Origin of the sequence: Italian clover phyllody phytoplasma str. MA1 (assembly GCF_000300695.1) — a bacterium.
In the GTDB taxonomy this organism is placed as follows: domain Bacteria; phylum Bacillota_I; class Bacilli_A; order Acholeplasmatales; family Acholeplasmataceae; genus Phytoplasma.
Window position 1 is genome coordinate 1 of the sequence record NZ_AKIM01000019.1, and the last position, 12881, is coordinate 12881.

Genomic DNA, 12881 nt, shown 5'->3' on the forward strand with positions numbered 1-12881 from the left:
AATATTTTTTTTATGTTATCATATAGTAAATTAATAAATAATTTTTTCTAAAAGGTATTTATTTTAGAAAAATTAGTTGTTGTCTTTCAGTACCGTTTCGTTGGGTCTCACCCCTTTGCCTTTATTCTTTTTTTTGCCTTCTTTTTTCTCTCCTCCAGTTCCCTGTTCTTTTGCATCAACTATTGTCGGTTTGTTGGGATCAGGATTTCCACCAGTATCATTTGTGTTTATATTTCTCGGTTTACCTCTACCAGCAACACAATTAGCATTTATTTTTATCAAAAAAATCGATATTATCATTAAAATACTCAAAATTAGACATGTTTTAACAGTTTTATTCATTTGGAAAAAATCCCTTTCTTCAGATTTTTGAAAATGATTTGACATAAATAATTTTACAAAATTTATTTTATCTCAAAAAAATCTTTTTATTACCAATTTAAGGATATATTGATGATTTATTTTCCCATGTTATAATGTTTTAAAAAATAGAAAGAAGCGAACGTATCAATAAATAAATTGATAAAAATGGAAAAAGGAAAGTTTTTGTGAAAATTATTTTATTTTTGTCTTAAAAATTTATAATATCAAACTTTTAAAAATAATTTGGGATTATTTGTTTTAAAGATGGTTAAAATTAGTAAAATCAAAGACAATAATATTTTTTTCACGACATGATTTTAAAAAAGTTTATTATTTTTAGGGATACTTTTTTTAGATATCAGTAAAAAGTATTTTTTACTGATCTTTTATCCCTTTTCGTAATGATATTTATTTAAAAATACACAATAAAGGTTAAAAAATGTTAAAAATAAAAATCATCTTCATTAATTTATTAGTAGGGATTTTATTTTGGACACCTATTTTGATATTTTATCAAAACCAAATGATAAAATCTTTTACCCCTGTTAACAAAAACATTCCTATAGAACCAATTGTCTTAGATTTTGATCCACAAAAAATGATTAATTCTCATAAATTACCCAAAAGTAAAATTTGGAAAAATTATTTAAAAGGTGTTTCTGCTGTCGAAACAGCCGATCAATATGTTAAAAATTTTGTTTTAGTCAATAAAGAGAGCAATATCAAATATAATAATTTAGAGAAAAAATTAATTATTAAAAATATCGATGATTTAATAGATAAAAAAATTTATTTCGCTAGGACATATATTAAATTTAACCCTGGTTTTTATAAATTTAGAGATAGTTTTTCCATAGGTATTCATTTTTATCTCCATTTAACTAAATCCACCCAAAATTGTTATTTAATTATGTTGGAACCAATAACCGACACTCTTTTATAAAAAAAATAGATGACTTTTACATCATCTATTGTTTTTTATCTATTAATCTTTCTTTTTAAACCTTTTTTCGCTATCTCTACCACTAATAAAGGGCTCATTGATAACATAAAAATGATGAGAAAGTCTCTGCACGATAAATCAGCTAATTGAAAGTTTTCTTTTAAAAAAGGAACGAATAAAATAATCATTTGTAAAAAAACACTAATCAGAAAGAATTTAATTAAAGACCAGTTGGTCTGAAGCGAAAAAACCGATTTACGTAAATGTCTTAAATTAAAAACATGTACTAATTGCGACAAAGATAAGACAAAAAAGGCGAAAGTTTGTCCGTATTTGGCTGCTTCCTGAGGATGCAACTTATAACCAATCCAAGTGGATAAGAAAGTTAATAAACCTAAAAAGAACCCTTCTAAAGCTATTTTATAAAACAAAGTAGGAGTTATTAAGGCATTTTTAATATTACGTGGCTTTTGCTTCATTAATTCTTTTTCTTTAGGTTCCATACCTAACCCTAAAGCGACTAAAGAATCGGTGACTAAATTAATCCAAAGAATTTGCAAAGCGCTAAGAATAACAAAATCATAAGTGAAAAAGAAATGTCCCAAACATGTATTTAATAAAATAACAGTTATTTCGCCCATATTACAACTTAAAAGGAAAAGAATACTTTTTTTAATGTTTAAAAAAATATTTCTTCCTTCTTCAATAGCGTTTTTAATAGTATTGAAATTATCATCTGTTAAAACGATATCAGCTGTTTGTTTAGTGATTTCCGTACCATTTACACCCATAGAAATACCAATATCAGCTTGTTTGATGCTAGGAGCATCATTCACTCCATCGCCTGTCATAGCGACAATATGACCTAATTTCTGCCAATCTTGCACAATTTTTAATTTTTGTTCTGGTTGAGTTCTAGCATAAACTTTAATATAAGGCAATTTAGTCTTCATTTCGCTTTCGCTCATTTGTTCGAACATATCTCCGTTAATAGCTAAATCGTGCGGATGTTTTAAAATTTGTAATTCTTTAGCTATCTTTTCGGCGGTATATAAATGATCGCCTGTGATCATAATAGGAATAATAGAAGCGTTACGACAGTCTTGAATAGCTGCAAAAATTTCTGGCCTAATAGGATCTTTTATAGCAACCAAACCTAAAAAAACGATTTTATTTTGCAATTGGGACAATAATTCATCTAAAGTGATATCTTCTTGCAACCATTCTTCTTGAAAAAAATCAACATAAGCCACACCTAACACTTTATAACCCTTTTGAGTCATTCGTGTTAATTCATTGTTTATCAGATGCTCATTATTTAACTGTTTTTCCTGCATTTCACCTTGGTAATCTACATAGTTGGATAAATTACAGATTATTTCTCCAGCTCCTTTAATAATGATATATTTACGACTTTTTAATCGATGAATAGTAATCATTAATTTATATTTATCATCAAAAGGAAATTCTTTAAGGCGTATATTTTCTTCTCTTAATAAATTAACATCTATTTGCCATAAATGAGCTAAATCAATAAAAGATTGATCTACAGGATCAGAGATAATATTATTGATCTTGTTATTTTGGTCTTTTTGTGTAGTCGCATTATTACATAAGCAACCATATTGAACCAATCTTAAAACATCTTTGGGCAAAGGTAAAGCACTATTAACCGAAAAAACTTTGTTCGATGTATATAAATGTTTAATATTCATTTTATTATAAGTTAAAGTGCCTGTTTTATCTGTACAAATAACACTCACAGTTCCCAAGATTTCTAAAGTTTTTAAATTTTTAACGATAGCTTTTTGGTTTGCTAGTTTTTTAATTCCTAAAATCATAATAATGGTGATAATAGCTAATAAACCTTCCGGAATAACTGCTACCGCCAAAGCGATAGAAGAAAATAAAAAACGTTTTAAAACGGTTAAATCGATGTTTTTGCCAAACCAATAATGTTTCAATAGGTTTAAAGAAAAATTAATTATAATTAAAAAAGCAATAATAACGCTCAACAATTTAGATAAATGAGCAATATTTTTTTCTAAAGGAGTTTTAGTCGTTTTATTTATTAAGGTAAATTGAGTAATTTTACCAATCTGAGTCTTCATCCCTGTGGATAAAACCACTCCTTTGGCGTTGCCATACACCACGACTGTGCTCATGAAAACTATGTTAAAAGCGTTAAATAAACTAAAAGGTGGATCGTTATCTTGATGTTTTTTAGCAACTGATAAAGTTTCACCTGTCAACACTGATTCATTAATTTTTAAATGGTTGGATTGGATTAACCTGATATCAGCCGGAACAATGTCCCCGGTTTCTAAAAAAACTATATCTCCTACGACCAGCTCTTCTTGCGAAATCAATTGTTTTTGGTTATTTCTTAAAACTTTACTATAAGGTTTGGTTTTGTTTTTAACCATTAATAATGATTTTTGAGTTTTATTTTCATAAATAACGCCCAAAAAAGCGTTAATAAAAACAATGAGTAAAATTAAAATACCTTCCAAAATTTCTTCTTTTTGATGGGAAATAAAACCCATTACAAACGAGATGGCAGATGCTATTAATAAAAGATAAACGAACGAATCATTAAATTGTTTTCTAAATGTTTTCCAAAAGGAAACAGCAACCGGTTCTTGTAAACGATTAAAACCATCTTTTAAACGCTTTTGTTGAACTTTAGCATTATCTAAACCTTTTGAAAAATCGGTATTTAATGCTTTTTCTAATTTTTTGAGATTTAATTGGTAAAATAAGGATTCCATCAACGAGGAAAAACTTTCTAATAATATTTTTTTCATTTTATAGTCATTTTTTTAATTTAATCGTTTTTAACGCATAAAAAAATTTATCGTTATCAACGCACAAAAAAAGAAGTTAAAAAAACTTCTTTTAAAATAGATTAAACTTTTTATAATTCTGGTTGTTCTTCAGAGTTTTGAGCTATTTGTTGAACTGGTTCAATTTTAGACACTTTAATTTTAGTAATCACTAAACCGTCATGAGCTAAACCATCAAACTTCCAATTATTATAAATTATTTTAATTTTTTCGTTATTTTCAGGAATTCTTTTAAATTTCCCTAACATAAAACCACTTAAAGTTTCGTAATCATCAATAGGTAAATCTGCTTTTAATTCTTCTTCTATATCGTATAAGTGAGTAGTTCCTTTGATGATATATTCGTGTTCAGAAATTTGGATAATTTCTTGGTTCTGTTTGTCGTATTCATCTTCTATATCGCCCAGAATTTCTTCAATTACATCTTCAATAGTGACAATCCCAGCAGTTCCGCCATATTCATCAACTACAATAGCAATATGGTTTTGTTTCAATTGCATTTCTTTAAATAATTCACTAATGTTTTTAAATTCCATTACGTAATAAGCTTTGCGAAGGGAATCTTTAATGTTGAATTGTAAATGGTTTTTATCCACTTTCATTAATCCTTTAAAAACATCTTTTACGTGAACGATACCGATTATTTTATCAATACTTTCCTCATAAACAGGGAATCTTGTGTATTTTTCCGAACAAATCAAATCAGTTAATTCTTCACGAGTAACATCTGATTTAATGGCGATAATTTCTTTTCTATGACGCATTACATCCGAAACTTTGGTTTCATCAAAGTCAAAAATGTTTTGAATCATATTGTTCTCGCTACTATCGATAATACCTTTGCGGTAAGAAGTGTTTAGCAAATATCTCAATTCATCTTCAGCTACAGCATCATTTTTTTTATGTGGATCGATTCCTAAAGCATATAAAATAATATTGCTTATCTGGTTCAATAACCAAACGATAGGTTTAGTTATGAAACAAAAAATATTGAAAAGATCTAATAAAAAATAAGCTGTTTTCAAAGGAAAGTTTAAAGCTATTCTTTTTGGAGTAATTTCCCCAAAAACAATAGAAACAACCACTAAACCGATTGTGAAATGAATTCCTAAATCATTTTTCAAAAGATAACCTTGAACAAAGGTTAAAATATGAATCATTATCTGAATAACAGATAAAAAATGAGTAGGAGTTTCTTTTAATTTTTTTATTTTTAAAGCTTTTTTAGAACCATTTTTAATTTCTAAATTAATTTTACTTTCGCTTAAAGTTACTAACGAAATTTCGACCGCAGCAAAAAAAGCATTCAACAAAATTAATCCAAAAATCATTAGATAAACGTTGAAATAGTCCACTTTAATTTATAACCTCTTTCTTATTTTTCACACAAGAGAAAAATAGGCTATAAATCGTATTATTTAAATTCTCTGTTAAATCATCATTTTCCATATATCTAAGTAATCAAATCCCCTTTTATTTCCCTTTTTTACTTTTAGGAAATAACTATTTTTATTCTAACATATAATATGACAAATGTCAAAGCATGTGTGATTTATCCTCAGAAGGATCTTCTTAGGAAAAATTAATTTATTAATAAGCTCTAGCAAATAAAACCGTTTGGTTAGCTTTTTTATTGGTTACAGGGCAAATTTCTGTTATTAAAGGTTCATCTAAAATAACTCGAGCGGTAGCGCCTGTCTCTTTTTTAATAATTTCTTCAGCTTCATTTTCATAAACACTCATTTTAATATATCCTGTTTTTTGCAGATGTTCTTTAAATTCATCATAAGTTTTAACTTGATAAGTGTTCTTTTTAACATGATCAGAAGCTTTTTGATACATTTCTTGGTGAATTTTTTTTAATAGAAGAGGTGTTGCTTCTAATAAATCTTTTTCAGCCACTTTTATTTTAGTAGAATTGTGTCTGATAAAAAGAGTTAATTCTCCGTTTTCTAATTCTTTTTTACCGATTTCTATTCTTAAAGGTATGCCTTTAAGTTCGTGATTGCTAAATTTCCAACCTATATTTTTATTTTGTAAATCTATTTTCACTCTATAAGAAGCGCTTAATTGTTGGTATAAAAGGTGCGCTTTTTTCACTACTTGTTCGTTTTTCATTTGCAAAGGTACAATGACGATTTGTACGGGAGCGATATAAGGTGGCATCACTAAACCTTCGTCATCGCCGTGAACCATAATTAAAGCTCCTATTAAGCGAGAAGAAATACCCCAAGAGGTTTGATGAGCGAATTGTTTTTGCAAATTAGCATCTTGAAAAGTGATCTCAAAAGCTTCAGCAAATTTAGTCCCTAAATAATGTGAAGTTCCAGCTTGTAAAGCTTGTCCATCATACATTAAAGCTTCAATAGAATATGTCACTTCCGCGCCTTTAAATTTCTCTTTTTCGGTTTTTTTGCCAGAAACAAAAGGGATGGCTAACAGTTCTTGACCTAATTTTTTATATAAATTTAAAATATCAAAGCTTTCTTGTAAAGCTTCTTCTTTTGTAGTGTGAACTGTATGCCCTTCTTGCCATAAAAATTCTTTACTTCTTAAAAAAGGTTTATTAGTTTTTTCCCAACGAACAACGCTGCACCATTGATTAAATAATTTAGGCAAATCACGATAAGAAACTATTTTTTTAGCATAATATTGAGAAAATAGCACTTCAGAAGTAGGTCTAATAATTAATTTTTCTGACAGAGTTTTATCGCCTATTTTTCTGATAGTCATCGCTTCAGGCGCGAATCCTTCAATATGTTGCTGTTCTTTTTGAAATAAATTTTCTGTAAAGACTAAAGGAAAATACACGTTTTGATGGTTAGTTTTGTTTAATTCTTGGTTCATAAATTGTTGAATCATTTCCCATAGAGAATAACCATACGGCAAATAAATAAAAAAACCTTTGACATCGGAATACTCAATCAATTCTGATTTCAAACAAACATCTGCGTACCATTGACTAAAATTTTCATTACGAAAAGATACTTCTTTGACTAATTTTTTAACATTCATAAATTAGAATCCTTGTTTATAATTATTTTATTAACATTTGCTTATATTAATATTATATAATTTCATAACATTTATGTTAATAATTTTTGAAAAAAAGCTATTTTATCGGTTTTTTCCCATTCAAATAAATCATCTTGTCTGCCAAAATGTCCATCTCTAGCAGTTATTTGAAAAAGGGGTTGTTTTAGTTTTAATTGATTAATAATTCCTTGCGGAGTTAAATCAAAATTTTGTTGAATTGTCTGGATAATTAATGATTCAGGCACTTTATTAGTGTTAAAGGTGTTAATAAATAAACCTACTGGTTGTTCTATTCCGATAGCGTAAGAAATTTGTAATTCACATTTATCGCAAACACCAGCAGCAACGATATTTTTAGCTAAATATCTCATCATATAAGCGCCACTACGGTCTACTTTAGAAGCATCTTTACCGCTAAAACAACCGCCACCATGACGAGCTTCCCCGCCGTAAGTGTCTTGAATAATTTTTCTACCTGTTAAACCAGCGTCCGAATAAGGACCACCATTGACGAAACTACCAGTTGGATTGACAAAAATCTTGGTTTTTTCGTTCATTAATTGAGGATCAATAACTGGTTTGATAACATGTTCTATAATCTCTTCTTTAATTTCTTCTTGAGTGATATTTTTTTCATGTTGACAAGAAACCACAATGGCTTCTACATAAAGAGGTTTATTGTTTTCATCATAACAAATAGTTACTTGAGTTTTACCATCTGGCCTTAAAAAAGGTAAAGTTTTATTTTCTCTTAATTCTGTCAATTTTAAAGCTAAAGCTTTGGCTAAAAAGAAATTCAAAGGCAAAAAGGTTGGCGTTTCGTTAGTAGCATAACCAAACATTAAACCTTGATCTCCGGCGCCTTTATTTAAAACCGCTTTATTTATTTCTTCTGATTGTTCATGAGTTAAATTAACGATAGATAATTCATCATAAGAAAAATTTTCTTTTTTTCTGTCATATCCTATTTGTTGAACAGTGTTTTTAATAATCTTTTCTACTTGTTGAGGAGTTAACGGAGAACTAGTTTTAATTTCGCCCAAAATGATAACTTTTTGGTTAGTGACAACCGTTTCGATAGCCACTTTAGCCTCTTGATCTTCACTTAAATAAGCGTCTAATAAAGCGTCAGAAATTTGATCCGCTATTTTATCAGGATGACCTTTAGTTACTGCTTCGCTACTAAATTTTTTCATTTACTTTCTCCATAAAATTTTTTGTTTAAAATAATAAAAACATATTATACATTAAAAAAAAAGACTTTAAAAGTCTTTTTTTAAAATATATTTCAAATTAATGAATTATTATTTTACTTTAACGACATTAACAGCTTTTTTACGGCCGTCAATTTCTTGAATAGTGAATTCAACTCTTTCGCCAGCTTGTAAAGAACGATGTCCGCCTGTTCTGTATTCACTGTTGTCTAATTGGATATCTGTGTAATGAACGAAAAATTCGTCGTCTGTTTGTCCTTCTACTTTAGGTTTGTCAGTAATAAGTTGGATGAAACCATACCCTTTTTCAACTCTAAACCACTTTACTTCACCCTGAAATCTTTGTTCCATTGTTAAAAACTCCTCTTTATTAAAATTAGTTTAAATTAACCTCTTTTATTATATATTATTTATTCGGAAAGTGAACAAATATTTATAAAAAATGTTAATAAAATGAAAGAAAAAGTTTTTTTTAGCAATTAATTATAACATTTTTTCTTAAATTGGGTTTTATATGATAAAATAATACAAGAGCGTCAAAAGCCCTTATAGTTTAATGGCAAAACACATCAGTGGTAATGATGAAATACAAGTTCGATTCTCGTTAAGGGCACCAATTATTTTGTTTTAAATTTTTCTTATTTTTTTGTTAATATATATGTTGTAGTTTTTTAGAAATTATTTTTTTTAAAAAATGAAATTCTTCACTTAAAGAACGCGGACGTCGTATAGTGGCTATTATACGTGCTTGCCAAGCATGAGACGGGGGTTCAATTCCCCTCGTCCGCTCCAAAATAACAAAATAATAATTTAAATCAATTAAATAAAAAAACATTTTAATTTTATTTTCTTTTAGAAGAAAGTCTAATTAAAATGTTTTTTTATAAAGAGTGAAATGAAACTAAATAGATATATTGTATAATTTTAACATAATAAAACCTAAATAAAATGTTCACAATATTGCCAAAAGTTAATAAATTTTCTATAATAATAGAAAAAAAGAGGCACAAAGATAAATGAAAGATGAATAAACAACATCCATATTTTTGATATTGCTAATTATTTAATTTTAAACAAAAGAATTATTAAAATAAAATTGTAGAGAATCCTATCTATTAAAGGAGGAGATCATAATAATTACAACAATAACATATTGAAGTAATTGATTATATTATGAATAAATACGTAAGCACATCTGCTAGTCAATTGATTGATAAAACATATTCAGAAATGTCTTTTAAATGTTCTTATATCGGAATCTGTTTGATATTTAAATGTTATTGAACCAGCAAATATTTGAGAGAATATTATTCCAAAGAAAACATATAAGTTAATTTTTTGAATATGTGATTTATTTCCTCATTACTGAAAAAAAACCTAATTAAATATTTTTTTAAAAATAACCCTCACGATTCTCAAAATATGAGGGTTATTTTTTATGAAAAAAAATAAAAAACCGCTAAACTATTAAAAAAAAGTATAATGGAATCATATTAAATTAAATAAAAAAGTGAGAAAAAATATGATTCCAAATAATAATTTTTATCCAAATAAAACAATAAAAATTAACAAACTTTAATAATAGTATTATTATTAATCATTGTTTTAGGAGGAAGTTTTGCAGCTTATCGATTTAAAGGCAAACTTATTTAAGAGAACGTCCAAAATCAAAATAAAAAATCAAAAAAAGCGATAACAAACAAGATTCCGTAGATCCTAAATACATTCCAACACCATACCAAGTTGTTGAAAATGTAGGTATTTTAGGCCACAAAGAAGTTAAAGGTTATGAAGAATCCAATCGTTTGATCACTATTACTGAATATGCAGATGATGACGAAAAAATAGACAAGGTTAAAGTGTATAAACCTGAAAAAGGAAAGCATTTTAAAACTGTAAATTTTTATAAAGGGTTAATTAATATAGTTTATAATTACGACGTTAACACAGGAAACTACGAAAAAGCAACTCATTATTACAAATAATCGATACTTTAGGAAACTTTCTACAATCATCAAACAGAGAAAGACAAAAATACATATCTTATAATTCCGATGGTTGTTCCATCTACTCCATAAAAGAATATAACTCTTTAACAGGTGCAGAAATAAAAACCGCTTATTACAAAAAAGATGGAACAGTCAAAAGCATAAAATAACATCAAACCTTATTATTCTAAAAATATACAACAAAAGACCCATAAAAGGGTCTTTTTTTATTGATGATAATTAAATAATATTAGCAAAACGATCGAACAACAATAAAGCATCTTTTTGTAAATGATTTTGAATAATAAAATCTAAATTTAAAGGCCAATCGTTATATTTGATCGTTAATAAAACGCGATATAAGTTGTTTTTTTTAGGAATTAAGGGAATAGAAGGGCCTAAAACTTTTATTTTATGATAAAAATTGTTTTCTAAAATTTTTTTTAAATTATGAGCAATATTTAACACATTGTTAATAAACCTATGAGCTATCATTATTTTACTAACAAAAACGAAAGGCGGATTTCGGGAAGTCTTTCTTTCTTGTAAATTGGTTTTTAAAAAATAATTGATATTATAATTCACAGCGCTAATGATAGCGTAATGTTGAGTATCGTAACTTTGTACCATAACTTGTTCTTCTTGAGTATGTTTGGCTATATGAGTTAATAATTGAAAAGTTTTTTCTGAAGCTTTAAAATGAGGAATATTTAATAATATATCTGCCATAATGACGCCCACTAAAGCGACATTAGAAAAATTGAAATTTTTAGCGATAATTTGAGTTCCTAATAAAATATCTATTTTATCTTTTTTAAAATCGTTTAATATTTTTTCATATTTTTTGACATTAGTAATAGTTTCTGAATCCATTCTCACTATTTTACTGTGCGGAAATTTATCTTGTAAAAAATCTTCCACATATTCAATACCTAAACTAACTTTTTTCATAGCTATTTCTGCACAAGACGGACATTTAGAAGTAAATTTTTCACTATATCCGCAAAAACTACATTTTAAAACGTTTTTAGAACGAAAAAAAGTTAAACTTTGTTGACATTTAACACATTTAGGAACATAACTACAAAAACGACACAAAACAAAAGGAGAAAAACCTTTCGAATTAATAAATAAAATATTTTTACGATCATTTTCAATATTTTGTTCTAAAGCTTGAGTTAATTCTGTAGATAAAGGCGATAAATTCCCTTTTTTCATTTCTTCCCTCATATCAATGAGTTTCATTGTTTTAGCTTTATCATTTAATTTTAAAACTAACAATTCATATTGTTTCTTTTTAAAACGATAATAACTTTCTAAAGAAGGGGTAGGGCTACTTAAAATTAAAGGGATATTGTGGTAAAGGCTTCTAATGTGAGCCAATTCTTTAGAATCATAATTGGGTATTTTTTCTTTTTCTAATAAAGATTCGTCATGTTCTTGGTCAATAATGATAGTTCCTAAATTATTAAGAGGTGAAAAAACCGCCATCCTAGTGCCAATCACTAAATTAATTTTTTGCTCTTTAATGGCTTGATTTTGTTTTAAATTTTCTAAATGAGTCATTTCTCCGTTTAAAACGGATATCGGCAAATGAGGAAAAAAAGTTTTAATTTGAGTCACCAATTGTTTAATTAAAATAATTTCCGGCACTAATAGAAGGATTTGTTTTTGATTGGCTAAATTTTGTTCTATTAATTTTAAATAAAGGCGAGTCTTATCTAAATCATTGTTATAATATAATAAATAAGTTTGATGACGAAATAAATCGATTTTATCAAAAACAGCTTGTTGTTGAGAAGTTAAAACAATTTCTTTATTAACTAGCTCTTCTGAAACCATTTTTTTTTCCTCTATAATAGAGGATTTTTTTTTACGAACAATTTTTTTCATCATATTTTCGTAAGATAATTCTTTTAAATCATCTTTAGTCATAGTGATAATATCAATTATTTTTTGGTTTTTTAATTTTTGCAACTCCTTGTTTAAAGATTCTTTTTCTACCTTTAAAAGCCATTTATTTTTTTCTAAATAAGTTTTAATTTCAGAAGGAATTAATTCTTCTTGAAGAACAATTATTTTTTTAACATAAGGGACTAAAAGGCTTTTCGGAAAAATAGTTCTATAAACAGAAGATTTAAGTGTAAAAGGAATTTTTAAAATTTCATCAGCCAATAAAAACATTTCTTCATCGAAAAAAGGCGTTTTATCCAATAATTCAATAATGGGTTTTTTCGCGAATTTGCTAGTGGATTTAATATTAACAATATAACCTAAACGGTGTGTATTTTGATTACCAAAAGAAACAATCACTCTCATACCTTTTTTAACTAAAGGCTCTAATTCTGCAGGTATAACATAATCAAAACATTGATTTAACGAAGCGCTTTCCACATCTATAATAATTTCCGCAAACATCATGAACCTCTTTTATTTTTATTATATACAGATAAATATATAATAAAAAAAGATAAATAATAAATATTTATCT

10 protein-coding genes and 2 tRNA genes are annotated in these 12881 nt (G+C 27.2%); 5 read left to right on the plus strand and 7 right to left on the minus strand.

Translation table 11 applies throughout. The features are described 5' to 3' along the window. Positions 1 to 72: 72 nt before the first annotated feature. The gene (locus tag RI01_RS01225; protein WP_017192842.1) at positions 73 to 342 is read right to left on the minus strand and encodes a hypothetical protein; all 270 of its coding nucleotides are present in this window, start codon (positions 340 to 342) and stop codon (positions 73 to 75) included. A 460-nt stretch (positions 343 to 802) separates the two neighbouring features. Here RI01_RS01225 and RI01_RS01230 point away from each other — a divergent pair, with 460 nt between their 5' ends. Continuing rightward, positions 803 to 1306, plus strand: a complete 504-nt coding sequence (locus RI01_RS01230; protein WP_017192843.1) for a hypothetical protein — start codon at positions 803 to 805, stop codon at positions 1304 to 1306. A 35-nt stretch (positions 1307 to 1341) separates the two neighbouring features. On the opposite strand, the gene RI01_RS01235 is transcribed toward RI01_RS01230, so the two are convergent. The 5 genes from RI01_RS01235 to RI01_RS01255 all read right to left on the minus strand — a co-directional run bounded on the left by RI01_RS01235 (position 1342) and on the right by RI01_RS01255 (position 8753). Beyond that, positions 1342 to 4113: a cation-translocating P-type ATPase gene (locus RI01_RS01235; protein WP_235728176.1), complete on the minus strand. Its 2772-nt coding sequence runs from the start codon at positions 4111 to 4113 to the stop codon at positions 1342 to 1344. A 110-nt stretch (positions 4114 to 4223) separates the two neighbouring features. After that, entirely contained in the window at positions 4224 to 5483 is a 1260-nt protein-coding gene (locus tag RI01_RS01240; RefSeq protein ID WP_017192845.1) for a hemolysin family protein, read from the minus strand. A 259-nt stretch (positions 5484 to 5742) separates the two neighbouring features. Then, positions 5743 to 7167: a proline--tRNA ligase gene (gene proS, locus RI01_RS01245; RefSeq protein ID WP_017192846.1), complete on the minus strand. Its 1425-nt coding sequence runs from the start codon at positions 7165 to 7167 to the stop codon at positions 5743 to 5745. A 71-nt stretch (positions 7168 to 7238) separates the two neighbouring features. Further along, on the minus strand, positions 7239 to 8384 hold the full coding sequence (gene metK, locus RI01_RS01250) for a methionine adenosyltransferase (RefSeq protein WP_017192847.1): 1146 nt from the start codon (positions 8382 to 8384) through the stop codon (positions 7239 to 7241). 108 nt (positions 8385 to 8492) lie between these two features. Beyond that, positions 8493 to 8753, minus strand: a complete 261-nt coding sequence (locus RI01_RS01255; RefSeq protein WP_017192848.1) for a cold shock domain-containing protein — start codon at positions 8751 to 8753, stop codon at positions 8493 to 8495. 191 nt (positions 8754 to 8944) lie between these two features. Here RI01_RS01255 and RI01_RS01260 point away from each other — a divergent pair. The 4 genes from RI01_RS01260 (at position 8945) to RI01_RS03865 (ending at position 10560) form a co-directional block, all read left to right on the plus strand. Next, positions 8945 to 9018 (plus strand) — tRNA-Thr (locus RI01_RS01260). 101 nt (positions 9019 to 9119) lie between these two features. After that, positions 9120 to 9194, plus strand: a tRNA-Gly gene (locus tag RI01_RS01265). Between the two features lie 1013 nt (positions 9195 to 10207). Then, entirely contained in the window at positions 10208 to 10387 is a 180-nt protein-coding gene (locus RI01_RS01270; protein WP_017192849.1) for a hypothetical protein, read from the plus strand. Beyond that, a complete protein-coding gene (locus RI01_RS03865; RefSeq protein WP_425311118.1) occupies positions 10387 to 10560 on the plus strand; it encodes a DUF2963 domain-containing protein in 174 nt (57 codons plus the stop codon). The genes RI01_RS01270 and RI01_RS03865 overlap by 1 nt, the downstream gene beginning before the upstream one ends. Before the next feature lie 70 nt (positions 10561 to 10630). On the opposite strand, the gene priA is transcribed toward RI01_RS03865, so the two are convergent. Next, complete coding sequence (priA, locus tag RI01_RS01275; protein WP_017192850.1) at positions 10631 to 12808, minus strand: replication restart helicase PriA; 2178 nt, start codon at positions 12806 to 12808, stop codon at positions 10631 to 10633. Positions 12809 to 12881: the final 73 nt, after the last annotated feature.